Source organism: Pontiella desulfatans (assembly GCF_900890425.1).
Classification (GTDB): domain Bacteria; phylum Verrucomicrobiota; class Kiritimatiellia; order Kiritimatiellales; family Pontiellaceae; genus Pontiella; species Pontiella desulfatans.
In genome coordinates this window covers 185,991-212,070 of the sequence record NZ_CAAHFG010000002.1, presented here as the reverse complement: position 1 = coordinate 212,070, position 26,080 = coordinate 185,991, and the positions used below count along the sequence as shown (strand labels likewise).

General features: G+C 57.4%; 21 protein-coding genes. All 21 read right to left on the bottom strand.

Annotated features, from left to right (window positions below):
• Positions 1-4: 4 nt before the first annotated feature.
• Positions 5-784 (bottom strand): glucose-1-phosphate cytidylyltransferase, encoded by a 780-nt coding sequence (gene rfbF / locus E9954_RS16685; protein WP_136080445.1) that lies wholly within the window; start codon positions 782-784, stop codon positions 5-7.
• Positions 781-1,821: a LamG-like jellyroll fold domain-containing protein gene (locus tag E9954_RS16680; RefSeq protein ID WP_136080444.1), complete on the bottom strand. Its 1,041-nt coding sequence runs from the start codon at positions 1,819-1,821 to the stop codon at positions 781-783. The genes rfbF and E9954_RS16680 overlap by 4 nt, the downstream gene beginning before the upstream one ends.
• Positions 1,818-4,457 carry an amino acid adenylation domain-containing protein gene (locus E9954_RS16675; protein ID WP_168442340.1) on the bottom strand — a complete coding sequence of 880 codons (2,640 nt, stop codon included), beginning with the start codon at positions 4,455-4,457 and terminating at the stop codon, positions 1,818-1,820. Before E9954_RS16675 ends, E9954_RS16680 begins: the two co-directional genes overlap by 4 nt.
• Positions 4,447-7,065 carry a non-ribosomal peptide synthetase gene (locus E9954_RS16670; RefSeq protein ID WP_168442339.1) on the bottom strand — a complete coding sequence of 873 codons (2,619 nt, stop codon included), beginning with the start codon at positions 7,063-7,065 and terminating at the stop codon, positions 4,447-4,449. Before E9954_RS16670 ends, E9954_RS16675 begins: the two co-directional genes overlap by 11 nt.
• The gene (locus E9954_RS16665) at positions 7,058-9,715 is read right to left on the bottom strand and encodes an amino acid adenylation domain-containing protein (protein WP_136080441.1); all 2,658 of its coding nucleotides are present in this window, start codon (positions 9,713-9,715) and stop codon (positions 7,058-7,060) included. Before E9954_RS16665 ends, E9954_RS16670 begins: the two co-directional genes overlap by 8 nt.
• A gap of 26 nt (positions 9,716-9,741) precedes the next feature.
• Positions 9,742-10,521, bottom strand: a complete 780-nt coding sequence (locus E9954_RS16660) for a glycosyltransferase family 2 protein (RefSeq protein ID WP_136080440.1) — start codon at positions 10,519-10,521, stop codon at positions 9,742-9,744.
• 4 nt (positions 10,522-10,525) lie between these two features.
• Positions 10,526-11,482, bottom strand: coding sequence for an NAD-dependent epimerase (locus E9954_RS16655; protein ID WP_136080439.1), 957 nt, complete (start codon positions 11,480-11,482; stop codon positions 10,526-10,528).
• Positions 11,479-12,318 carry a glycosyltransferase family 2 protein gene (locus tag E9954_RS16650; protein WP_136080438.1) on the bottom strand — a complete coding sequence of 280 codons (840 nt, stop codon included), beginning with the start codon at positions 12,316-12,318 and terminating at the stop codon, positions 11,479-11,481. Before E9954_RS16650 ends, E9954_RS16655 begins: the two co-directional genes overlap by 4 nt.
• A 1-nt stretch (position 12,319) precedes the next feature.
• Positions 12,320-12,877 (bottom strand): LbetaH domain-containing protein, encoded by a 558-nt coding sequence (locus E9954_RS16645; RefSeq protein WP_136080437.1) that lies wholly within the window; start codon positions 12,875-12,877, stop codon positions 12,320-12,322.
• The gene (locus tag E9954_RS16640; RefSeq protein ID WP_136080436.1) at positions 12,870-13,997 is read right to left on the bottom strand and encodes a glycosyltransferase; all 1,128 of its coding nucleotides are present in this window, start codon (positions 13,995-13,997) and stop codon (positions 12,870-12,872) included. The genes E9954_RS16645 and E9954_RS16640 overlap by 8 nt, the downstream gene beginning before the upstream one ends.
• Positions 13,994-15,100 (bottom strand): glycosyltransferase family 4 protein, encoded by a 1,107-nt coding sequence (locus E9954_RS16635; protein ID WP_168442338.1) that lies wholly within the window; start codon positions 15,098-15,100, stop codon positions 13,994-13,996. The genes E9954_RS16640 and E9954_RS16635 overlap by 4 nt, the downstream gene beginning before the upstream one ends.
• 13 nt (positions 15,101-15,113) lie before the next feature.
• Entirely contained in the window at positions 15,114-16,091 is a 978-nt protein-coding gene (locus tag E9954_RS16630; protein WP_136080434.1) for a glycosyltransferase family 1 protein, read from the bottom strand.
• Between the two features lie 94 nt (positions 16,092-16,185).
• Positions 16,186-17,313, bottom strand: coding sequence for a glycosyltransferase family 4 protein (locus tag E9954_RS16625; protein ID WP_136080433.1), 1,128 nt, complete (start codon positions 17,311-17,313; stop codon positions 16,186-16,188).
• Positions 17,314-17,337: 24 nt separating this feature from the next.
• Positions 17,338-18,438, bottom strand: a complete 1,101-nt coding sequence (locus tag E9954_RS16620) for a glycosyltransferase family 4 protein (protein WP_136080432.1) — start codon at positions 18,436-18,438, stop codon at positions 17,338-17,340.
• Positions 18,435-19,346 carry a glycosyltransferase gene (locus E9954_RS16615; RefSeq protein ID WP_136080431.1) on the bottom strand — a complete coding sequence of 304 codons (912 nt, stop codon included), beginning with the start codon at positions 19,344-19,346 and terminating at the stop codon, positions 18,435-18,437. Before E9954_RS16615 ends, E9954_RS16620 begins: the two co-directional genes overlap by 4 nt.
• Positions 19,343-20,530, bottom strand: coding sequence for a glycosyltransferase family 4 protein (locus E9954_RS16610; RefSeq protein ID WP_136080430.1), 1,188 nt, complete (start codon positions 20,528-20,530; stop codon positions 19,343-19,345). The genes E9954_RS16615 and E9954_RS16610 overlap by 4 nt, the downstream gene beginning before the upstream one ends.
• Before the next feature lie 21 nt (positions 20,531-20,551).
• Positions 20,552-21,850: a hypothetical protein gene (locus tag E9954_RS16605; RefSeq protein WP_136080429.1), complete on the bottom strand. Its 1,299-nt coding sequence runs from the start codon at positions 21,848-21,850 to the stop codon at positions 20,552-20,554.
• Between the two features lie 41 nt (positions 21,851-21,891).
• Complete coding sequence (locus E9954_RS16600) at positions 21,892-22,869, bottom strand: glycosyltransferase (protein ID WP_136080428.1); 978 nt, start codon at positions 22,867-22,869, stop codon at positions 21,892-21,894.
• Between the two features lie 60 nt (positions 22,870-22,929).
• The gene (locus E9954_RS33505) at positions 22,930-23,505 is read right to left on the bottom strand and encodes a serine O-acetyltransferase (RefSeq protein ID WP_136080427.1); all 576 of its coding nucleotides are present in this window, start codon (positions 23,503-23,505) and stop codon (positions 22,930-22,932) included.
• Positions 23,506-23,540: 35 nt separating this feature from the next.
• On the bottom strand, positions 23,541-24,491 hold the full coding sequence (locus tag E9954_RS16590; RefSeq protein WP_136080426.1) for a DUF6625 family protein: 951 nt from the start codon (positions 24,489-24,491) through the stop codon (positions 23,541-23,543).
• Positions 24,488-25,996 carry a lipopolysaccharide biosynthesis protein gene (locus E9954_RS16585; RefSeq protein ID WP_168442337.1) on the bottom strand — a complete coding sequence of 503 codons (1,509 nt, stop codon included), beginning with the start codon at positions 25,994-25,996 and terminating at the stop codon, positions 24,488-24,490. The genes E9954_RS16590 and E9954_RS16585 overlap by 4 nt, the downstream gene beginning before the upstream one ends.
• Positions 25,997-26,080: the final 84 nt, after the last annotated feature.

The following is a 26,080-nucleotide window of genomic DNA, read 5'->3' as shown; positions in this document are numbered from 1 at the left end:
TTTTTTAATCGTTCCACACTTTCCAGGGGGCTTCGCCGGACTCCCACAATTCCTCAAGCACATGCTTGTCGCGCAGCGTATCCATCGGCTGCCAGAAGCCGGAGTGGCGGAACGCGCCGAGCTGGCCATCGTGGGCCAAGCCCTGCAACGGCTCCAGCTCCCACGAGGTCTGGTCGTCGGGAATATAGCCGAACACCCCCGGCTCCAGCACAAAGAAACCACCGTTGATCCACGCGCCATCGCCGTCGGGCTTCTCGCAAAAGTCGGACACGGTTTGTTCGCCCGGCTCCAGGGTGAATGCGCCGAAGCGTCCCGGCGGCCTGATGGCGCCCATGGTGGCGAGCAGCCCCGACCGCTTGTGGAAGGCCAGCTCGTTCGTGATATTGATATCGCACACCCCATCGCCATAGGTCATGCAGAAGGTTTCCTCGTCCAGATACTGCCGGACACGCCGCAACCGCCCGCCCGTCATGCTTTTCTCCCCGGTATCCACGCAGGTGACCCGCCAAGGCTCAACCCGGGAATGGTGGACTTCCAGCGTGTTGCCCACGAGATCAAACGTCACATCCGACTCGTTGATGAACATCTTGGAAAAATATTCCTTGATCATGTTGCCCTTGTAGCCGCAGGCCACAATGAAATCGGTGATGCCGTGCGCGGCATAGATCTTCATGATATGCCAGAGGATCGGCTCCGGCCCGATCTCCACCATCGGCTTCGGTCGCACCGAGCTTTCCTCGCTGATCCGCGTACCATATCCACCTGCCAAGATTACCGCTTTCATTCCATGTCTCCCTGTTCCGTTCGCATCATCGCCGAAACACCGCGATGCTTCAATCCCAGCCATAACAAACCACAGCCGATCAACGTACCAAGCACGTTGTAGGCCAGATCAGCCAAACACGGTACGCGCCCCATGATTCCGCGCTGCAGCAACTCAATCACCCCACTAATCAGGAATCCTGCGACCAGCGGCACGGCAACAACCGCCACTGGCTTCCGGAGCCGCGCCAAGAACACAACGCACAACAATGGCGCAAGCGGAACGAACGCAACAATGTTGGCCACGCAATCGCCCAGATTGAAGAATGGATCGGTATTGACAAACAGGTTGCGGTAGCGCAACGGGCGCATGGCGTTCGGGACGGGAAAGGAATAGACTGCCCCAGGCACATCCCCACCCGCCTTCAGTAGTTCGACCTCGCGGGATTCCAACGCCCGATCATAGACGGAAAAATGGGCGACCCGTCCCTTCCATGGCCGAACCCCGCTCGGTTCATCGCCCACCGTGAGCAAATGGTTTTTTCCCCAGTTTGAGAAATCGCCCTGCAGTTCCACGGATTGAGGATGGAGCACGCCATCGACAAAGAGCTGAACCAGCCCGCCATCATACGTAACCACGAAATGCTGGAATCTGTTTTCATCAAACACCTGGGGTACCAGCAAGCTGGGATACATTCCGTTACCATCGGTTTCCGAGGTACGCAACCGGAACGCCAACCCGTTACCGTCCTGCCCCAGCGTGAAATTACGGCACATGGTATGTAGTGAAAGCGAGATGACCCGGGCAGGGCCGCCCTGCCCCAGTGCATCTGATTTCAGCAAAACCTCCAACGACATCCGACCGGTCTTGGCCAACGATTCCCGCAGTAGCCTTGAACCCTCCATATCCTCAAGCGCAGCCCCGGCACAGACAACACCGTTGGTTGCGGGAGCGGCATCCGGATAGGTTCGGCCATGGATGGGCTGGAACGGACGGAACGCAAAAAAGGCAATGGCCAGCAGGTAGACTGCCAACGCCAAGCGGAAAACGACCTTCACCCGAACGCCTCGCCGACCAACTCGGCCACCTTGGGGTGCTCCAGGATTTCGCCGTGGCCACCGCCAATGACGTGCGCGGCGAAACCGCCGTTGCACACTTCGTCGAACCCCATGAACATCGTGCTCCACCAGCCCGGCAGCATCATTTCCTCCCCCTGGCATTCGGAGCGCAGGTAGAGCACCGGCATATCCGTCCCCCGGCAGCGGTGGCGCCGAACCGCCGCCTTCTGGGTCTGCGCGCAATACCAGTTGCGCGCGTCCACCGGAACCACCTTGCCCTCGGCGGCCATGCGGTCGTAGCCCTCGAGCCGCTTGCGCGTCCGCAGGATGCGCATCAGCGCATAGGGCGGCGTACGCTTAAGCCACGGCAACGGGGCCGGCGGCTGGTGCAGATTGATGGCGTCGGTGCAAAGCTTCTTTTCGGCCAGCGCCGATTGGACGCGCCGGTATTCCGCCTCCCCGGCCGGCTCCTTGCGGCGGTACGCCTTCGAACGCAGGTTCGGCGAATCGAACACCACCAACGGGCCGAGCACCTCCACCCCGGCCTCGCGAAGCAGCCGGGCCAGCTCGATTGCAATGTAGCCGCCAATGCAGTAGCCGCCGATGCGCACCGGCGTATCCGGGAAATGCTTCAGCAGCTCGTCGCGATAGGCCTGCGCCATCGCCTCGATGGTCGTCTCGCCACGCCCGCCATCCCAGCCCGACCACTGGAAGGCATAGACCGGCTGGCCGGAACCCAGGTTTTTTGCAAACGTTGAAAAGCACAGGATGTTGCCCGCGCCGCCATGCGCCAGGAAGAGCGGCGCAACGCCCGGCTGGCCGCGCTGCAGCAGCTTCAGCGAACGGCAATCCGCAAAGCCGTCGTCCGCGCCTTCGTCGATGTGCCGCGCCAGCGCCTCGATGGTCGAAGCCCGCAGCAGGGTTGCCAACGGCAGGTCGCATCCGAACTGTTTTTCGATCTTCAGGAACAGCGTCACCGCGCGCAGCGAGTCGCCGCCGAGTTCGAAAAAATCGGCCGAGCGCGGGATGCCGTCGAGCCCCAGCAGTTCGCCCCAGATCTCCGCCAGCCGCTCTTCGGTTGGCGATTCATAGCCGCCCGCCTCGCCGGCATAGCGGCTGTTGGCGATCGACGGTTTCGGCAACGACTTCAGATCCACCTTGCCGCTCGGGGTGTAGGGAATTTCATCCAGTTCGATCAGGAAGGCCGGCACCATGTAGTCGGGCAGGCGGGCATCGAGGTGTTCGCGCAGGGCAACGTAGGCCACCGCCTCGCCCGGCTTGACCGTGTAGTAGGCCGCAAGGCGCGTCACGCCGTCGTCGCTCTTGAAGGCGTGGGTGAGGCACTGGCCAATGCCCGGGAACTGCGAGGCGGCATTGTTGATCTCGCCCGGTTCAACGCGGTGGCCGAGCACCTTGATCTGGTGGTCGCGCCGCCCGCGGAACTCGATGGAGCCATCGGGATTGAACGCCGCAAGGTCGCCGGTCCGGTAGAGCACGGAATGCCCGTCAACCTCGACAAAGGCCTGCTTCGTCAAATCCTCGCGGCCGATGTAGCCATGCGCCAGGTTGCGGCCACCGAGGTAGAGCTCGCCCTCCTCCCCAGCCGGAACAGGCTCCATGGCCTCGTCGAAAATGAATGTTTCACAATGGTCGATGGCCTTGCCAATGCTCGGCAGGTCCGGCCACGCGGCAGGATCGCCCTCCAGTAGATGGGCGGTGATGACGTGCGTCTCCGACGGGCCATACTGGTTGTCGAGCGAGGCGCCTTCGATCCGCGAAAAATAGTCGCGCACGACGCCATCGACGCGAAGTTGTTCGCCGGCGGTGATGGTCTCTTTCAGTTCCAGCGGGTAGGTGCCGTTCATGTGCGCCGCCTCGATGATGCTGCGCATCGCGACATAGGGCAGGAACAGGCGACCGATCTTTTGGTCGATGAGCTGCTTCAGCAGCTTGCGCGGATCCTTGCGGTCGTCGTTGGAAACGAGATGGAGCGTCCCCCCCGATGCGAAGGTGGTGGCGATCTCCTGGAAGGAGACATCGAAGCTGATGCTCGAATATTGCAGCACCCGCGCGCCCGGCTTGAAGGTCTTGCGCAGCAGTTGCCACTCGACCAGGTTCGCCAAGGCCCGGTGCGGCATCTCGATCCCTTTCGGCCGCCCGGTCGAGCCGGAGGTGAAAATGATGTAGGCGTTGTCTTCGGGATCAACATCAACAACCGGGCCAGCATCCGGTTCCGAAGCAACGGCATCGGCCATCTCTTCCCACACCAGAATCTTCGAATCAATCTTTCCGAGGCGATCGACATGGGCTGCGTGCGCAACCGTGCACTGAAGCCGCGCATCCTCGGCCATCATGCCGAGGCGCTCGGCCGGATAGGCCGGATCGAGCGGGACATACGCCGCGCCCGCCTTGAGGATGCCCAGCAGCACGGCGACCATTTCGATGGAGCGGTCGAGGCATAACCCCACCTTCCCGCCGCGCCCCGCCCCGGCCCGCGCCAGGTGGTTCTTAATACGGTTCGAAAGGGCATCGAGTTCGGCATAGGTCAGCGAGGCTTCGCCAAACACGAGCGCCGGGTTGCCTGCGTTTGCGGCCGCGCCGTGCGCAAGCCATTGGTTGACTGTATCATTCGTCATTGGCATCAAACCTATCTTTAACCATCGCCGCCACCTCGGGGCGTTTGAGCATGTCCTCGTGCAGGCCGCCCACCACGATGCCCTCGAAGTTGCCGCGGCACAGCTCCTCGAACCCCATGAAGAGGCTCGACCACCACCCGCGGAAATTCATGGCCGACCCATGGCAGACGCCGCTGCGGAAATACAGGATGTCGCCGTCATAGCCCCGGCTCCGGTGCCGCTCGCCCGCCAGCGTCGTGATGTTGCCGCAATACCATCCGCGCGATGCCGGCTCGATCGGCTCGCCGTTGCGCGCGGCCTGGGTCATCTTCATCAGGCGGTTCCAGGTGCGCATGCGGCGGGCATGGGCATAGAGTTGCGTTTGCTTCAGCCAGCCATGGTTGGGCGCATCATAGGTGCGGTGCATCGGCGCATCGGCAACCACCTTTTGCGCCTCCATGGCATCGCACATGGCGCGGAAGGCCACCAGCGATTGGGCCGAGGATTCGGGTTCGCGCGGATGGAAGCTGCGTGCGCGCACATTGGGCGACCCCGCCACCACGAGCGGGTCGAGCACCTCGACCTCCGTGGCCTTCAGCAAGCGGGCAACCTCCATCACGACATAGCCGCCGATGCAGTAGCCGCCAAGCCGCACCTTGCCGCGGGGATGAACCTCCAGCAGCTCGGCGAGATAGGCTTGCGCCATCTCCTCCACCGAAGGCTCGCCGGGGCGGCCATCGAGCCCGGCATACTGGAAGGCATAGATCGTCTGGTTCGTCTCGTAGTTTTCGGCGAAGTGCTTGAAGAGCAGCACGTGCCCGTCGCCGCCGTGGAACCAGAACAGGGGCGGCAGCGAAGCATCGCCCTGGCGGATCAGCTTGAGCGACTTTTGTCCGCCGCCTTCATCCCCTCCGTCGATTTCGCGCGCAAGCGCGGCGAGGGTCGGGGCCTCCAGCAAGGTTGAAAGCGTATAGTCGCGCCCGAAGCGCTGGTGGATCTTGAGGAAGAGGTTCACGGCCAGCAGCGAGTCGCCGCCGAGTTCGAAGAAGCCCACATTGCGCGGAACGGCGTTGAGCCCAAGCAGCTCTTTCCATAGTTCCGCCATCGCCTCCTCGGTAGCGCTTTCATAGGCCACCTCTTCCTGCGAATGCGCAACGTCCGGTTTGGGTAGTGCCTTGCGATCGATCTTGCCATTGGGCGTGAAGCGCCACTCCTTCAGCGGAACCAAAGCGGAGGGCACCATATATTCCGGCAGCTTCGAACGGGCGAATTCTTTCAGACCATCGGCGGAAAAGGACGCGGGATCTTCGACCTGTATAAAACCACACAGCCACTTGCCGCGCGCATCGTCCTCGTAGAGCACCACCACGGCCTGCTCCACCTCGGGATGCTCCGCGAGGGAGGCCTCGATCTCGCCCAGCTCCATGCGGAAGCCGCGTAGCTTGACCTGGTTGTCCAACCGGCCAATGAATTCGATCTCCCCTTTCGGATTCCAACAGGCCTGGTCGCCGGTGCGGTACATGCGTGCGCCAGGTTGCTTGCTGAAGGGATCGGGCAGGAAGCGTTCGGCGGTCAAGTCGGGGCGGGCGGCATAGCCGCGCGCCACGCCGTCGCCGCCCACCACCAGCTCACCGGTCACGCCGACGGGCACCGGACCTTGGTGGCGGTCGAGGATGTAGGCGGTGGTGTTGGCCACCGGGCGACCGATGGGCACCGGCGCGGCGGGATCGAAGGTGGCGCGGTCGAAGACGTGCACGGTGGAGTTGACCGAGTTTTCGGTGGGACCGTAGGCGTTCATGAGGCAGAGGTTCGGCAGCTCGCGCAACGCCTCGCCAACATGCCAGGCCGAGAGCGCCTCTCCGCCCACCATCAAATACTCCAACGGGTCGTAGATGTGCGGGTCCTCCTTCACCACGAGATGGAAGAAGGCGGCGGTCATCAGCAGAATATTGACGCGGTGCTCCGCAAGCAGCCTACCGACCTGCTCCATGGTCGGCACCTTGTGGGGGCAGAGCGCCAGTGCTCCACCGTTGAGCAGCATGCCCCAGATTTCGAAGACGGAGACATCGAACGAGATGGAGGCCATCTGAAGCAGCACGCTGTTGCGGTCGAGCCGGATATAATCCTGCGCACTTTTCACCAGGCGCACCAACCCGCGGTGCGGCATCTCGACGCCCTTCGGTCGACCGGTCGACCCGGAGGTGAAGATCACATAGGCGAGGGATTCCAGATCAACTTCAATGCCCGGGTTTTCTTCGTTGTCCGTCAACAAATCATCGAAGGAGTCAGCGGATACCACCACCGGCGGTTGGACATCATCGACCATCTGCGCGATGCGCTCCGGCGGAAGGGTTGGGTCGAGCGGAACATAGGCCGCGCCCGCCTTGAGAATGGCCAGGGCCACGGCGACCTGGTCGAAGCTACGTTCGAGCAACATCGCAACGCATTGTCCCGGCTTCGCGCCCTTTGCCACAAGGCCGTGCGCAATCCGGTTGGCGCGGGCGTTGAGCGCGGCATAGGACATCCGCTCCGCTCCGAACATCAGCGCAACCGCATCCGGGTTGCTTTCCACCTGCTCCTCGAAAAGCCGGTGGGCGCAGGTTTCGGGATACGAAGCGTGATCAGGCATTGAACCTTTCCCGCACCTTGTTGGCCGTTTCGGGACGGCGCAGGACATCCTCGTGCGCACCGCCGATCACCACGCCTTCGAAGTGGCCGTTGCACAATTCCTCGAAGCCCATGTAGGGACTGTTCCACCAACCCCAGAGCCCCATGGCTTCGCCGTGGCAGACGCCGGAGCGGAAATAGAGGATGTCGCCGTCGTAGGATTGGTTGCGGTGGTGGATCATGGCCACAACCGCCGTCTGTCCACAATACCACTGGCGCGTGGCGGGATCGACCCCCTGCCCGGCGGCGGCTTCGCGGTCGATCTGCCGGAGCCGCTTCTCGGTGCGAAGGCGGCGCGCCATGGCATAGGGCGCGCTCTGCTTGATGGCGCCCTTGAGGCCGCCGCCATGATCCGGGCGGATGTATTCCCAAGGCACCTCGGCCTCGGCCACAACCTTCAGTTTTTCCATTTGTTCGAGCATGCGCTTGAACTCCTGCGGGGATTGCTCCGGCTCGGACTTGATGTGGCACTTGGCCCCGTGGTTGGGCGCGCCGACAATGACGAGCGGATCGAGTACCTCGACACCCGCGGCCTTGAGCAACTTGGCCAGCTCAACCGCCACCAAACCGCCGACGCAGAAGCCGCCGAGACGGATCGTGCGGGCATCGGCCGGCAGGAAACGCAGGAGCTCGGCGCAGTAGGCCTGGGCCATTTCCATGATGGAGGCCTCGCCGCGCCCGCCGTCCATGCCCGTCCATTGGAAGGCATAGACCGGCACATCGGCGCCGAGGTTTTCGGCAAAGAAGCGGAAGATCAAAACATGGCCATCGCCGCCGTGCACCCAGAACATGGGCACGGTGCCTTCGGAACCGGACTGGATGCGCTTGAGCGAGCGATACTCGGCCAGGTCGTCCGCGCCGCCGGAGTCGATGCGCTTCGCGAGCGATTCGATGGTGGAGGCCTGCACCAGCACCGCCAGCGTCAGGTCGAGGCCGAAACGCTCCTTGATTCCAACGAACATTTGCGCGGCGCGGATGGAGTCGCCGCCGAGTTCGAAGAAATCGATGTCGCGCGGGACGGCGTCGTATCCAAGCAGCTCGCGCCAGATGCCGGCCAGGCGCGATTCGGTTTCGGACTGGTAGTCAACATCGCCGCCGGGCTGCAGCGGAATGGCGCCGACCGGCTCGGGCAAGGCCTTGCGGTCGAGCTTTCCGTTGGGCGTGAGAGGAAATTCATCGAGCAAGGTGAAACCCGATGGAACCATGTAGGCCGGGAGCCGGTCAACCAGCCAGGAGTGGATGGACGAGGAAAGATCGATGGCCTGCCCGCCGGAAAGGATGAGGTAGGCGACGAGACGCGGGTTGCCGTCGTTGTCGTACAAAGCCACGGCGGCATCGGCCACCGCCTCGTGGGCGCGCAGGGCGGATTCGATTTCGCCGAGTTCGATGCGAAAGCCACGCAGCTTAACCTGGTGGTCGATGCGGCCAAGGCATTCGAGCCGGCCATCGGGCAAGTAGCGGGCGAGGTCGCCCGTCCGGTAGATACGCTCTACGGAGCCGGAGAGCGTCGTGAATTTTTCGGCGGTCATTTCCGGATTGTTCAAATAACCGATGGCCAGTCCGTCGCCACCAATGACCAATTCACCCTCCGTCCCATCCTGCACCGGCTTCATGGCTTCATCAACGATATGGACGGTGGTGTTGGCGATCGGGAGTCCGATGCTAACCGAACCCTCATCGACAGCAACCTGGTCGCAGGTCGACCAGATGGTGGTTTCGGTGGGGCCATACATGTTCCAGACCGAAGCGGCCTTGGGAACGAGCGTGTTGGCGAGATCGCGCGGGAAGGCCTCGCCGCCGCAGAGCACGTTGAGGTTGGGCGACGCGTCCCAGCCAGCGGCCAGCATCAGCTTCCAGGTGACCGGGGTTGCTTGCAGGATGGTAATGGCTTCCGCTTCGATGGTCTGCAGCAACGCCTTGCCATCCATCGCCGTCTCCTTGGAAGCAACGACCAAACGTCCCCCCGCAACGAGAGGAAGAAACATTTCAAGACCGGCTATATCGAACGACAAGGTGGTGACCGCGAGCAAGGCATCGTCGGCCGTCATGCCGGGCACTTGCTGCATCGACACAATAAAGTTGGTCAATGCCCGATGCGGAATTTGAACGCCCTTTGGGCGACCGGTGGAACCTGAGGTGAAGATGACATAGGCCAAGCCATCGGGATCGGTGCTGGCTTCCGGGCATGTTTTCGAAGGCGCCAATTCATCAACGCGGACCGGTTCCACGCCGAATCCACGCACAGTCTCCTCGTGCACGGCGTCGGTGAGCATGGTGTGCATCGTTGCATCCTCGACCATCCATTGGATGCGTTGCGCGGGATAGGCCGGATCCATCGGCACATAGGCCGCGCCGGTTTTCAGCACGCCAAGCAGCGCGACCGGCATCAGCGCCGAGCGCTCCATGTAGACGCCGACCAAATCGCCGGATTTTACGCCGCGTTCGAGCAAGGCCTCCGCCACGCCGTTCGCACGGTGCTCCAACTCGCGGTAGCTCAAGCGCTGGTAGCCGAAACAAACGGCGGGCTGATCCGGCTGGTTCGCCGCCATGCGAGAAACCAGTGCATCAACCCGCGCCAGGGGATCGTTCGATGGGAAATTTTTAACCGACATTTCAGAGATTGGAATTGAGTGATTACCTACGGCTTGCGCACGACAAACTGCATGAGCTTGCCAAGGTTTTTCCACGCGAGGGTATGGATGCCGCCAATCTGGTTTTTCCTGATGATTTCCCAGTCCTCGCGGGATTTCTGGATGATGTGCTTCAGGCTGCGGTTGCTCACGCCGCCCACCCGCATTTTCACAAGCACCATGCGGAGATAGGCCGGCTCGACCTCGTATTTCCCGAGGATGCGCATCATGAAATCGTAGTCGGCCGCACAGGTGTATGCCGTGTTGAAAAATTCGCCGGTCTCGAGCTTGGTTCGCTCGTAGATCTCGCGTTTGAGGTAGAGCGTCGGATGCGGAGGCATCCAGCCCCGGGCCAAGCTCCGACGGTGGTAGATTCCACTCTCCCAATGCCGCACCACGCCAAAACCGCCATCAGCCTGCGGGCGGACATATTGCAGGTCGCCATAGAGCGCGTCTGCCCCGGAATTCTCCAACGCGCACGAAATGCGATTGAGCACTCCGGGCGATGCCAGGAAATCATCGGCATGCAGGAAGCCGACAAAATCGCCGGTGGCCATGCGCACCCCTTTGTTGAGGGCGTCATAGATCCCGTTGTCCTTTTCCGACACCAGCTTGTCGGGCTGGAAATCGCCGGCCTTGATTGTTTCTACGGTACGGTCGGTCGAGGCACCGTCCACCACGATCCACTCGATCCGGTCGCGCGGAAACTCCTGCTCCGCGAGCGAGCGCTGCGTATCGGCAATGCTCGCCTCGGAATTCCAGGTTGCGGTTATGATCGAGATTTTCATTGGACTAGTGTTTCCAATCCTTGAACCATTCGACGAATCGAGTCAATCCTTCCTTGAGATGGGTGGAGGGCTGGTAGCCGAGTTTGGCTTTCGCTTTTTCAATGTCGGCAAACGTGATCGGCACGTCGCCGGGCTGCATGGGGAGCATTTCCATCTGTGGTTCGATGCCCAAGGCATCACCTAGGTATTGGATCATGTCCATGAGCAATTCCGGTTGGTTGTTGCCGAGGTTGAATACTTCGTATGGTTCCAGTCCATCGGCAAAGAGCGAGGCCTTAACGCCTTGGACGATGTCGTCGATGTAGGTGAAGTCGCGCTTCATATCGCCATGGTTGAAAACCTTGATCGGTTTGCCCTGGAGCATGGCATCGGAAAATAGCCAGTAGGCCATGTCCGGCCGGCCCCACGGGCCGTAGACGGTAAAGAAGCGTAGACCGACGGATTGAAAGCCATAGAGATGCGTGTACGAATGGGTCATCAGCTCGTTGGCCTTTTTGGTCGCGGCATACAGGCTGACCGGGTGATCAACCGGATCATCCTCTGAAAAGGGCACCTTCTTGTTGCCGCCGTAGACACTCGAACTCGACGCGTACACCAAGCGGGGGACTTCGTTGTGACGGCAGCATTCGAGGATGTTCAGGTGTCCGGCCAGGTTGGACTGCTCGTAGGCGTGCGGATTCTGCAATGAATAGCGGACTCCAGCTTGGGCGGCCAAATGGCAAACGCGGTCGAAGCGATGAGACTTGAAACTAGAAACCAGAAATTCGAAATCCGCCAGATCGCCCCGCAGCCCCACATAGCCATCCCTTCCTTCAAGCTTGGCGTGGCGCGCCTCCTTGAGCGACACCGGGTAGTAGCCGTTGTAATTATCGAGCCCGACCACCTCGTGCCCATCGTCCAGTAGCTCATGCGCCACATGCGACCCGATGAACCCTGCGGCTCCTGTAACCAAAATCTTCAAAGCATTTCTCCTTCGTTCATTTGTTCCTTGTAGCGGATCTCCGCCACCTTGAGATCAATCATGTATTCATACATCGAGCGCATGATGGAATAGCGCAGCCCGGGCAGACCATCCAGCAAGCCCAAGCGGAAAAAGTAGAGATAGCCGAACATAAGAACAGGGCGTCCGGGCATGCGGTAGGCCATGGTCTTGAGGGCGCGGCGCTTGGTTGCGGCATCGCGGGAAAAGAAATCGCCGAAGCCCACCTTCGCGGCCACCTCCTCGACGAGATCGGTCGCTTCCATCTGCGAGTATTTGTTATGCCGATCGAACCAGTGCCCCACCCCGTGGGAAAAGGGATAGTGGATGATGTGCCCTTCGAGCTTGCCGGTTGCTCCATCGACCACGGCCACCGGGTTGACCAAGCGTTCATAGCGGATCTTATCCGGGCGGAAAACGCGGGTGATCCAGGTCGGATACAGCTGCGAACGCTTGAGCCAGCGCCCCATGAAATAATCCTTGCGCCTTACCTGGAAGGCGGAGAAGCCTTCGCCGGTTTCCGGCAGGTTTTGGAGCTCGGCGCGCAGTTGGTCGTCGCACGTTTCGTCTGCGTCGGTGTAGTAGACCCACGGATGTTTGAAGTCGATGTTTTCCACGCCCCAATTCTGGTGCGCCGACCAATTGTCGAACTTGCGCTTAACGACCCTGGCACCGAGCTTTTCCGCAAGCTCGACCGTGCGGTCGTCGCTGAGGGAATCGTATACCACAATGTCGTCCGACCATGAAACGGAGTCGATGCACCGCTCAATGTTCGTCTCTTCGTTCTTGGTTAAAATGAGAACCGATACGCCAGCCATATCAGGCCACCCCCTTCATCTCGCGTTTCTTCACAAATTTCGCGGGGTTGCCCGCCACTACCGTCCAGGGTTCGATATCCTTCACGGCAACAGCCCTTGCTCCAATCACTGCCCCCGCTCCCACTTCCACGCCGGGACCGACAAATGCATCGGCACAAATCCAAGCCTGACTCCCGATCTTGATTGCAGGAGTCAGAAGCGGCGTTGCCGGATCGGAAAAATCATGCGTTCCGGCGCACAGGTGCGCACCCTGGGAAACGGTCGCCTTTTCACCGATGGATATCATCCCCAGATTGTAGACCATCGCTCCTTCGCCAATGGCTGACCAATCGCCTATTTCCAGGTTCCACGGGAAATAGATGGTTGCCGAGTTGGCGACATTCACGTTGCGCCCGACCTTGGCCCCGAAGCAGCGAAGGAGCACCCGGCGCGGTGCATAGAACGGGCGGGGTACCATACGGAATAGTATCCTGCCAACCGACCAGGCCATCCGGAGGAACTGAATCCGTAACGGATATTTACGCGCGGCCCGGTTCGCTTCAATATTCAGTTCATCCATCGGCAAACTCCATGCACTCCGGTGGGTTTCCGCCGCCAACGCACCACTCATAAACCTGGCGCATATCTGCAGCTATTCTTGGCCATGTAAACTTATCCTCCACCAGCTTCCGCCCGCAAGCACCCATGGCATGCAATTCCGAGCCGGACATCGACGCAAGAGTTTCCAATCCATTGGCAATCGTTTCAGCATCCGGGGCAATCCGCAAAGCCGCCTTGGCCTTAAAGCCCTCGGGTAGGTTGCAATAGTCCGTCACGACCACCGGCAAGCCATACGACCAAGCCTCCAACACCGACATCGGCAATCCTTCCGAAAACGAAGGGAGAATAAAGGCATCGACACTACGTAGTAATTGTTCTTTTTCCTTCCCATATTGCGGGCCGACAAACTCGACATGCCGCAAACCCAACTCACAGGCCAACGCCTTGAGCCCTTCGTCGTAGCCGCCATCGTCCCACCCTGCAATGACCAACTTCCACCCACCGGAAAAACCGCTCCAGGCCTTTAGCAGTTCGGTAATGCCTTTTTTCGGATGAATGCGCCCGAGGAACAGCAGGGTTTTCCGAGTGCCTGAAGGTTCGCGCAGTCCAAGCTCCGGAAGTTCGACACCATTGGGAATTAATGCGACCGGATTATCCAGGCCATAGGCACGAATCGACTCCACCTCCGACCGGCAAAGAGCGTGGATGCAACTCGCCTTCCGCAATGCTTTTTTTGCGAAGAGGATTTCAACCAACCGTTTTTTCCAAGCCGAGTTGCTCACCGCCCATGGATCGAGCATCCCACGCGGCGAAACCACCACGGGACGCCCCGTGCGCGCCTGCCATTGCGCCGCCGCCCACTGGTTGTCCATCCAGATCCCGTGCAGATGAATCAGGTCAGCACCGGAAGCCGCAAGCTTTTCGCGCAACCGGAACGAGGTTTGCAGGGGGCCATGCCCCCGAAACAACTCCACGGGGATCGGATTCCATACGCCGAGATCTTCCTGCGAGAATTCGTCGAGAGGACTAAGTATTTCCGGTCGGCAACCTTCGTTCGCAAGCGCCTTGGAGAGCCAACGCACGGAATAGAAGAGGCCGCCTGCTTTACGAGAACTGGTAGTCAGTACCTTGATGTTCATTCGCAACACCACTCGTTCAGAGCTTTGGCCAAACGCTCGGCATTACATGCCGGAGTAAAACCCCCGTTATAGTGCCGCCGAGCAGCCTGGCCATGCTGTCTGGCAAGCGATGGATTCCGGACATAGGCCCGCAGCGCCGATGACAAGGAACGAACCGATGCCGCCCTCACCCGGAACCCGGTACAACCCTCCTCCACCATGTGCCATGCGCCACCGCACAAGTCTGAGCCAACCACCGGCAGGCCGAGCGAGGCGGCCTCGTTGAGCACCGCGCCCCAGCCATCGAAACGGGACGGCAGGACAAAGACATCCGCCGCGCAGTATACCTCGGCAATCCGTTCGACCGGATAGGCCCCGAGGAAGAGAACCTTGTCCTGGATGTCGAGCGTCGAAGCCAGCTCCTCGTATTCGCCGCCACTCTTGTCCAATCCACAAAGGACGACGCACCAGCCGTCGGTCTTGAGCGAGGCGAAGGCCTTGAGCAAGACATCGACGCCCTTGCGCCGACAGAGCGCCCCGACAGCGAGGAACACCTTGCGACCATTGGCAAACGAGAGGATTTGCCCGCAGGGTTCGGCCATCCGGAGTCCGTTGGGGGCATAGTAGAGGTCGGCGATCTTTGCACCCGAAATCCCCATAGTCTGAAACGCGCGCCGGGCCAGGTGCCCCTGGCCAAAAGCTCCCAAGGCATGCTTTTGGATGCGGTGCCCCTCCGCACGCTTTCCGGCCAGCATCAGGGGATTGAGCAAACGGAACAGGGGCGTGCGGTAGCCCAGCAGCTCGGCAAGGCGAATGCCCGGCGCTTCCGACCAATGGCACCAGCGGGTGCCGTGGGTACAGAACCAGTCGATCAACTCCGAGCTGAAGTAACCGCAGACTACATGCACGCGCTCGCGCCAATCGTCCAGGGTTTCCACCCATTCGGCGGGAGAGCCGGCGGTATCGACAAACAACTCGAACGGCTTCTGGTCGTGGTTGCTCTTCCACCCCTCGGCCGCCCGGGACTCGGAAGCCCCGTTGAAATAGACCACCCTCAAATCGACATCCGGCCTTGCATCCAGCGCCGCATAGAAAGCCGTCTGGTAGTGGGATGGGATATTCATCCAAATACAAAGCCTAAGCATAGGGCAGCCCCTCCAGGATTTTCAGCATGGCCTCGGCACGATCGCCCCAACCGATGCCGCCCACATGGCGGCGGGGTTCGCCGAGCCGCTCCTTCAGCGATGCGGCGAACGCTTCCGCGCCATGGCAAACCGACACGTGTTCCGGGAACGCATTGGCCTGGTCGCAGGCCGCAGTTGCCACAACCGGTGCCCCACTGGCCAAATGATCGAATAGACGCATGGGCGAACACATGCGGTTGAATTCGGTTTCCACATAGGGAACCAGCCCGACATCCAGGCATTGGAACCACTCGTGGATGGTTTCATGGGGCTGCCGCCCCACCGCAACGCATTTGGGATGCTCCAGCACCTTGGAAAGCGAGGCCGAAGGATTTTCCGGCACGGGCCCCACCAGCAACAGGGAGCCGAGTTCCGGAAGCGATGCGCATTCCAGCAACAAGTCGAAATCGAGCCGGTCGTTGATGCCGCCTACCACGCCGGCGATCGGGCGCATGAGCCTACCAGTGGGGGGATCGACCGGAAAACTCCCCTTCCCGGCAAAGAAACGTTCCTCGGTGGCATTCATGCTAACCGAGACCTTGGCCGCATCCACTCCGTATTCAGCAAGCGCACGTTCCATCAGTCCCTGGGAAACAAAGAAGGCATGGTCGACCCGTTGCACCATCTCCTTTTCCAGCGTGGCCACATGTCCCCAGCCGTCATAGCTCCTGTAGTCATCCGAAGCATAGTAGATGGCGGCCACCTGTTTCGGAACAAGATCCAGCAATGGCAGGTAGTGGGGACTGGTACATACGACCGCATCGATTTCCACCCCTCGCTCCCGGCATTCAGAACCGATCGTGTTCCAGAGCAAACGCTGCCCCAGTTTCGCTGTGCGCGACGCCCATCCCGGAGGTAGCACAACGGGCAGAACATCCAGATCATTTCCGGACGAAGGAATTCCCTTCCGCCGGGCGACCATCCAGTCCAATGGAGCAACACCAAGGACATCGATCCGCTCCGCTAAAGCAGCGAATGGCTTTCTCCGCCAAATTTCGTTTATATCGCAAACAACAATCATGGAATCAGAGGGATTTAAAGAGGTTTTCAAGTTCCCGGGCCGAGGAATCCCATGTGAACCGTTTGGCGCGGCGCCCCCCCCTGTCGCACAGATCCTGCCGCACAGAGGAGGTCTCAATGATCGAACGCAGGGCCTCGACATGCCCTTCTGCGTCGTCCACACCGCAGAGCAATGCGGCATCGTCAACCACTTCAGGAATGGAGGCTACCCGGCTGGCGACAACCGGCGCCCCACTGGCCATTGCCTCCACCACAGGCATACCGAAGCCCTCGTAGCGGGAGGGGAACCAAACGGCAGCAGCCTGTTGATAGAGAGCATTCAACATTTCATCGCTGACGTAGCCGGCTAGCACCACATTTGAAACCCCCAGGGAATCGAGGCGCGTCACATAGGTTTCGCTGTTCATTCCAGCCACCACAATGCGCAGGCAGGGAAGCAGCTTTTCAATTCGGGGAACCACCCTTAGGATGAGGTCTGCATTTTTTCGAAATGCAAGCCCTCCAGGCACCAGGATATATGGATGCCCCGAAGCCAGAGCCCGGGCTTCGGCAAGCAGCCCCGCGGAAGAAGTGCTTCCAAACACAGCGCACGGAGCGTTGTAGATCACATGTACCTTACTCGCCAAACCGGGAAAGAATTCCTGTATCCGCTCCGCCGAGAACTGCGAAACCGTTACGACAGCATCGGCGTACTTTTCCATTTGGCGAAACAAAAGCCTCCACTTGTAGCAATGAAAACTACGGTGCATGCTTGCATGATAAAGGTCTGGTTCGAACACCCCAACATCATGAATCGTACAAACCAATTTCGCGCGCTTGGTCGGCACATATGATTCCGCGGGGCAATAGACCACGTCGATATCGTTCCAGAAACGCTCCGCCACAGGTTTCCGCTGCCACACCCATTTGGCCTGTTGCAACGAGGTGGATGATTTATGGGGGATATAGGAGGCCATTTTCCAATGATCGGGCAAGTCGAGATAGACCTGGTTGTACTGTTTTGATGAGACCAACATGCGGTGGCAGGCATCCGGGAAACAGCGGGCATGGGCGGACAACATGCGGTCGATCACCCGGCCGACTCCGGACAGATGCGGGATGCGGTGGATATGGATATGGGACAGGATGTTCATTGACTGGCTCTGTCGTTCCTCCGGCTACAGTCGCTCCCCGACGCAAAGGCCGTAGACTTCCAGCACTCTTTCAGAGACGGCCTCCAAGGAATATTTTCCTATCGCCACTTCACGGTTACGGATTGCGGGTTCCGAGGAAACGGCCGCATTCTTCAAGGTTTTCCGCAACGTCGAATCCGAAGCGTTGTCATCCAGCATGGTGACTTCGAATTCCTTCAATAACCGGACAGCTCCTCCTCCTTCGGTTACAGGAAAGGCCAAGATGGGCAACCCACAAAAAGCCGCTTCCAGAATAACCAGGCCAAAAGCCTCGCGATGGGAAGTGAACAAATAGGAATCCGCCGCCTTGTAATAGTTTTCCGGACTACTGACCGAACCAGCCATGATCATTTTTCCACATTCGATCAACCCTTTGCTGCGCTCCAGCATGGGTTCGTATTCCGTACCGTTCCCAGCAACAACCAGTACCATGCCCTCGGGAAGCAATCCAGCGATGCGCTCCACGCGCTCGGTTCCTTTGACCGCCTGATGCAAGCGACCCACCCATAGTAGGACATGCTTGTCGGCCGGCAGGCCCAACTCCATGCGCAAACGTTTTTTTTCTTCCGAATCGGAAATTGAAAACCGTCTATAATCCACCCCATTCGGGACATAATGGATTCGCGAGGCAGGATAACCATCCCGGACCCAGGTTTCTATCGTGTGGAGAGAGATACCAATCAGGGAATTCGTGGTTGCCTTAACCATGATCTTGCCCAGCCGGTCTTTCATGCCGGCATCGCTATCCACCGGAAGATGCGAATGCATGACGATCGGAATGCCCACGGTCACGAAAGCAAGGCGAGGCCATAGGATTCCATCGTGGGAATGAATGATGTCGGGAGCAATGCGCTTGATTTCGTATCGCAAAGCAAAGATCCCACGCAAGGCTTCCTTAGAGGAATCCAGCCCCAGGCATACGGAATGCGGAGCAAGAGCTTCATGGACATGGGAAGGTTCCCCGTACAAGAACAGGAGCCAGACCTCATGCCCCGAAGCCCTTTGCTGCTGCACCAGGGCGGTCGCAACACTCAGTGACCCGCCGGTATCCGGGGTGTCGCGCTGGCAAATGTGGAGAATCCTCATTTCCTGGTTCCTGGACTTTCTTTCCGCGATATCTCGCGGAACAGGGCTTTAAGATAGTCGGCATAGCCGCTTCTGTATTGAGGCCTGCCCGCATATTTAAAAAACCTTAGCGTATCGAAGATAAAGTCCTTGGTAATGGTCACCCTGCAATGCAAACGATCACCCCACCGCAGCGAATCGTCACGCATCACCTTGAAATAGGTACGTAGCCCCGCTTTTGGGAAGTAGTATGGCTCGTTCTTCAACATTTTCTCGGTCAGGCTGAAATCCCAAACACCCTGATAACACAGCACGCACTTGATGTTCACAATTCTCCGGATCAGGCGCGCCCGGATCCCGAAATCCCAATCATCAACATCGGATTCCGGGTCGTAGCCGCCAAGATCGGAAAACAGTTTCCGTGTGCAAAGTGTATCGCCCGGGAGGGCATCGTAGCCGAGTTCCCAGAAATCAGAACGGTAACCGGGCAACCGTTCCACCACCGGAGGTTTCGACGGTACCTCGCGGGCAATTCCTTCGGGCACGGTTCCGATGATGAACTTTTCACGGTCATGGATCACAAAGGTATCGTCATCGACCCAAGGAACAGAGAGGGCGATGGAATCCGGGTGGAGCAGGTCGTCGTCGCAGTTCAACTTGAAAATATCGTATTTGCAGCGCTCGAGGCACATGTTCATGTTGCCCGCCATGCCGAGGTTTTCTTCATTGCGGAAGATTTTCAGCCTGGGATCGTCGATTCCCGCCAGCGCTTCCGCAGCTGGTATCTTCCCTGCATTATCGGATACCACAACCTCGAATTCCGGATAGCGTTGCTCCAGCGCATTGCGGCAGGTGGCCTCGAGGACGCGGCATCGTTCCTCGGAATCCAGATAGGTAATGATGAAAATCGAAACGCCTGGCTGGTTCATTGCCCCGCCTCCTCCCGGCCTGTCCCGCAGAGGTTATGCACACATGCGACCAACCGCTGCCTCCAAGCCTCCATGGAATAGTTCCGCGACTGCCCCAGGGCGCCCTGCGCCAAGTCGCGGCGATAGGCCGGATCGGCGACAACCTTCCCGATGGCATCGGCCAACGCCCTTGGATTCCCGACGGGAACCGTCACTCCGCATCCCGGCTCGAAATCCACCCCGCTCTCCCGCGTTGCCATGACGGCGCAACCGCAGGCCATCGCCTCGAGCAGGACTCCGGCCTGGCCTTCCGAGAGGGAGGGAAGAACAAACAAGTCGGTACGGGCATATTCCTGCTTCATCTGCTCCATCGGGACAGTACCCAAACAATTCAGGCATTCGCGATGCGCCATCCAACCGACTTCCTCGGCAGAGACGCCTGCCACGCGCACATCAAGATCCATGCCCTCCGCCTTGAGCATGGCGGCGGCTTCGGCCAAATGATGCAATCCTTTTCGCAAAGGATCGCGCCCCGCAAACAGGATCCGCCCCGGAACCGGCTCGTTGATCGACTCGTTCGGAACCACGCTGCTCCCATAGGGAGAAACGCAGACTTTTCCCGCGCATTCAGGAGCAAATTCGCGGACACCGTCGGCGACCCATTCCGAGGGACAGAGCAAAATGTCCGCAATTTCGAACGCCCGCCGGGAATGGTCGTCCTCAGCATTGGAAAAGAAAGATTCCCGTCGCCCGAGCACTCGAAACTGCTCATCGCCTACAATCCGATTGGTTCCCGGGTGGACGAATACATCGACAATGACCGCTGCCCCTTCGCCTTTCGCCCATTCGAGGAAAGCCATGTCTTCGCCATACATACTGTAGATGGCGTCCGCCCCGCTCAGCCCCCAGCGCACATAAGTCCGGGGCAACCGGTTGCCCTTGGCAATCAACGGGAGGTCGGATGCAAAAATCTTTGCGCGTGGTACGCCTGCCGGCACCCGCTTGGCAAGGGCAGCCGCACGCTCCAGGTGGAACCCGGACTTCACCAGAGCCGAAGACAACCTGCCGGCCCGGCTGTAGGCGCATGAATCCGTATATAGCGCCGCTAGTATGCCGGACTCCTCCAGCAGGCACGGGATGGCATAGCGATGCCTCGCCCCCCTTTGGCACACCAAAACCAAAGGGTCGCCATGCTTAAGTTTCATTTTTTCCCCTAACCATGGTTGCTAACCTTCAGACCCTTCCACCCGAACCTTTGCCCACCACAACGCCGGGAATCCCAAGAGAAAGAAATAAACCCATTTGGACACAAGGATGGCATGGGTGCTGTGGGAAATCGCATGCATGGCGACGGACAGGAGGTAGGCATATAGCAACTGTCCGAGAAAATCCCCAGCCACAGCATGCCGATAAAGCACCCCCATCATCCATCCGATAATTCCAAACTTGATGAACCCAAGCCATCCGAATGATTTAAAAGAGTCATTGTAACCGGTCGATGTGGTTCCTCGGTAATACCTGTGCCCGTACCGTTCGGCAGCAAGCGAATAACCATAGTTACTCAAAGGAAAGATCAGGGACTCCTTAAGTGCCCGACCAACAATCTGGGCAGGCACGAAGTTGAAGACGAGCATGTTCCAGTGATACACACCAAAATCGAATCCCTTTTCCTCTGCATAGATCTGCCGGACAAAGATATAGTTGTTTAACTCGGCCCCCCCCCTCTTCATCACATTCTCGGATTCGCTTGCGAGGTCGGATTTAGCCACGTTTTCCAGACGCTGGCCCAAGGAAACATCTTTCTGTCCCATAATGGAGCGATAATGGCCAATTGCATTGACCAGTATCAATCCCACTGTCAATCCCGATACCATGAGCCATCGGGGCATTATCCATCCCCGTACGAACCAAAGGCTTGTCAGCATGTATGACGCCAGATTCATCATGCCAGCCCGCCGCCCGCCAAGCACGGCGGTCTTTAGCAGGAGCAATAGGCTGGGAATAATGAAAAGGAGCAAGCGGGGAGCAAATACCTTCCTCTGTCTGATATAGACGAGCCACAAGGTAAGGAATCCAAAATGAAACACACTTGCAAGAAATAGATACTTAACCGTTGCGCCCGACCACTGGGTTTGCGCTTTTAGTTCATCTGGTAATGTATTCAACTTCCACTGGAAAAAGAACCCCGCGAAGCAAAGCAGGGAGCCAGCAGGGACAAGCCTACGGACCTCGACCGGAGAAGAAAGCCAGGATGCGCGTCCCGCCGAACCATGATTGAGGCCCCATGCATGGCCACCCCACATTGCCAACGTGCACAAGGATGCAAACAACATGGCACTGGAATAAGCCTGATCCGGGTAGGCATCGATGTTCCGGTATCCCCCGACAGCCTGCGGGAGCAACCACCCCAAGGCAATGAGTCCTGCCCAGAACGGAAACTCGTAGATCCGGTTCTTGTTCATCAAATGCAAGACAACCATAGCCGCATTGATCGCCGCATATAAAACTAGGGAAAATAAATCCATCAATGATCATTTATGGCAGAAACCGGAGAATTCCAGATGTTTCAACCCTGATTACCACACGCCCCCCTCCTCACGCCGAGGAGCACTAGAAGCCACGCAACAAACCTTTCACGAAAAGCAAACCGCTGACCGAGAATCAAACATCTCAAGCGCCAACCCCACGAGGGTCGCTGTCTCCATTTCCTAAAGGCAGGAGCCGCCATCCGCTCGAAGAAATCGATCCATTGATCAGTAATCCTTTCCGGTTGATATTCCTGCCCTTTTCTCCAACCATTCTCGACCATTTTCATGAAAAGCGCGGGATCCCCAGCCAGATTCTTGATCGCATCTACCAATTCCCTACCGGAAGCAACACGAAGGTAGTCTTTGTCTGGCACACCTATTTGCTCATAGGCCGAGTCATACCCGCCAACAAACGGAATGCCGGCCAACCAGGCATTGTAGAGCTTGGTGGCAGGTTTAGTATGATGAGGCTCCTTGGAAAAAGTCCGAATCCCCAACAAAATATCGACATCGGACATTTCCTGCCATTGCCCTACCCCTTTAAAAACAAAACGGCACCCAATCTTTTCGAGTTCTTCCTCCAGCCAAGCCAAATCAGTACTATTCTGAAGTCTTCCTGAAAAACATATGTTCTCGATCTTTTTCCGGGAAAGGTCACGGGGGATCAACCCAGGCTGTGAGTATAATGGCATGAAGATACGCCGCCCTCCTTCCGAATGGCGGTTTTGAACGATCTCGAAATGTCCATAGGGAAAAGGGCGGAAATCCGCCCGGATTCCGATAAGAAAATATTTGCTGAAATCCTTTTTTTCAAACAACCTACGGGCAACCTGACAATGAACGACATTTATCGCAGAAGCATCCGGCTCGTAGCCGAGGGATACATTGAATCCACGGTCTTTCAGTTGACGATAAATAGCCCATACCCAGGTATGGGCCGTGCAGGCTACCGTCCCTTTCTCCCATGGCAATTTCCTGAGATCAGCGAGGTCATCGTTCGTGGCCGGATTCGCCATGAAGTGTATCCTGACATCACCCGCCCCCCGACAATCCTTTAGTCGCTCCACAAGCACCTCCTACTCATCGGGTTTTTTAAATCCCTTGGTAATGATCCCCTCAGAGCTTTTTTTCGAAATCACCTTGGCAGGGATTCCCCCTATCGTGCAATTGCCTTCGGAAAAACTTTTGTTCACCACAGCATTCGCACCAATCACGGTGTTGTCGCCAATCTCGATTTTTCCAAACATTTTGACGCCTGGCGCAATGTAGCAGTTATCTCCGATCCGGGGTGCGTCACTAAGTTTTCCGGCCGCAGTGCCAATGTTGACGCATACATGCAGGCGACAATTGCAACCGACCGAAGTACCACCGTTAATTGCGATGGTACCATGATGCGCAATCGACAAGCCGGGGCCGAACACATTGATGGGGATACTGAAGCCTAACTCCCTTCCCAGCCTGTTATATTGATAGGCGGCGACCATTCTGGCTACGCGGTTTTTTCTGCAGTTGGTTAGATATTCGAGCCGGCGCATCCTGCGCTGGAACACCCAGACCTTGTCAAACGAAATGCAAAAAATGCCCCGGTTCCGTTTTCTGGCAATACTATCCGCTCGGAGGTATTCTAAATAGTCTTTGCGTGATGATATCATCGATATCCCTCTTCCTCGGGGATCAGGATTTGACCCTATGAGATCTTTGATGCATTTGTATCTTGCCCAGAACCGCTGAAAAGCTTTTTAAACCGTCTCTGATAGCAATTGGCAACCTGCGCAAATCGACAAGAATAGTCCACGCTTGCATCTTTTGAATAGACACCGTATTTCGTGACTTCAAATCGTTCAGGAACGGAGTGCCAGTGCCAACCGGGAAACGTATAGAAAGGTTGCCCCTTGTTCCAGTGGTGGTGGTAGTGAATAAATTCCTTTCCATCCTTTGTTACTTTCCCTCGGGCAACTTCCACTCTCCCGTCGAAGGCCTTGCGCGGTTCCAAAGACAAGGTTTCAAAATGGGCGGACAGTCCATCGTTCATAGCCTTTGCTAAAACCTCAGTCATGCTTTCTATATGGGTATCCAACTCCAAGATGCTTCTTCCATCTCGCAACTCAACCCATGCAAAATTACATTCGTCAAAACAATAGTGTTGCTCTGACTCCAGCACCATCTGCACGTCCTTACTGTTTCGGTACAAATGGTTAATCCATTCTTCGTTACGCATCAGGAAAAACGGCCCACTAAGAAATTCCTTACGCGTGCTGAAAACATCGAATTCCCCCAAACCGGAAAGAAATGCCTGAAGATCCCCTAATACCAAGTCGATGTCAGTAAAACCCCAGTAGTCATAATCCGTCAGCTCATCCTGGAAAATCTCTCCAAAAGCGGGTTTGAAATCGCAGAGCTTATATGGGGAAGAGAAATGGGGATTGAAGCCAGTGCGGCACACAACCAGTTCTTTCAGCTGTCCAAGCCCCATGGGAAGCAAGCGGCAATTCACAGGTACATCGGATTGCATAAGCCCTTTCCACGCATCACCGATTAAAAGAAAATCGTAATCGGGATTCCTGCCGCACGAAGCAAGGAACAATTGGGCGAACGGAGGAAGGTTCCCAAAATATACCGCCAAAATTGCTATCTTCATGCACTCACCTTCCAAGAACCGATTCGAGTTACTATAAACTGATAAATTGCTGAACGCTCTACGCGACCGGTCATAAGATATACCGCCGGAAGAATAACAACTATGGATACCAATGCAACGGTTGCCAGCCTGATTATTGAGAAATCACTAGCGGGAGGAAGAAAAAACCTTCCCGACACATAAACAAGTCCAAGTACTACCCCGGAACGCAGGTATATGGCGACAAACTTGGCGTATGGAATCCCGACCTCCTTTGAAATCCAAATAGGAAAAAGCAGGTTCTCTTTCAGAAAGACAGCTCCGAGTGTTCCGCACAATACCCCAAGGGTTCCATACCCCATGTGGATGAGAAGCAATGATAATATGATATTAACAGTTCCAGGAATCAGGTTTCCCAGCCCCATGTACTTCGTCTTACCAATGGTAACAAAGATATGCCAAACGATCGATCCACTAATCGTGAACGCCAATTGCCCTACCATCAGTTTGACCCAGAACGAATATTCGATGAATTCCTTGCCCAGCCACAAGTGTATCAATCCCGACGATCCGACAACAAAAACACCGCACCCATAGGCCACCGCGTATGAAAGGATCTGGCTAGATATCAAACAGGTGTTCCGCATGCGATCAAGATTGCCTTTGGCATAGTCAATTGTAAAAACCGGTGCCACCAGACCGCCAACCATGCCACCGACCTGCTTTACCAAATTTGGCCAAACCAACAATGCTGCATATACCCCGCTCATCTCTTTACTCACAAATCGGTTGATCATCCATACATCCGTCTTAACAAACAGAGAAAAACCCAGCATAGAGACCAGCGACCACCCGGCCATATCCAGTACAGGCCGTATCCATCTTCTAGAAAACAGTCCGACCCTGAATTCCAATTGACTAGCAAACCTACGATATAGCCAAAAACCGAGAACAGAATTTGCAAGGGTTAGCCCTAAATCAACCACACCGATGATCCATAGCCTTGCTCCTAGGAAATGAATCGAGCCAACAAGAAGAACAACCCTGAGAATCTGACGCACCACATCGATCTTTGCCCCCAAGTCCAGACGGTTTGCGGCTCCCAAAGGAGTGAAAAGCACACCTGTCAACGTGCTGATGAGGAAAATCAGGATGTTGCATATGACCAGTATCCTAAAATCTGAAGCTACTTCCAATGGGAAATCGATCAACCAATCGAGCTTCCAAACGAAAAATATATAAATCGGTAATTGGATAAGCACCAATCCGGCAATGGAGACCAAGGCTGTAGTGAAAATCTCACTGGCCTCTTTCCAGTCATTCCTATTTAGTGCAATGTTTAGGTAGCGTGCAATTGCGCTCCCTACGCATCCAGATATCATACCCACATATTGGGTCAGGAATCCGGCCAAGGCAATCAAGCCATATTCACCACTCCCATACCGCTTAACGAGAAAGGGAATAAAGAAAATCCCCGTCAACAGATACACACCGAAACGAAGCGCGGTAAAGAAACCGTTCTTCATCACTCTCTTGACACTATTGTCTGAATGGAATTTTTGCATGGGAATCCAGATCTAAACCGACCGCTTATACGACCGGCCTATGTC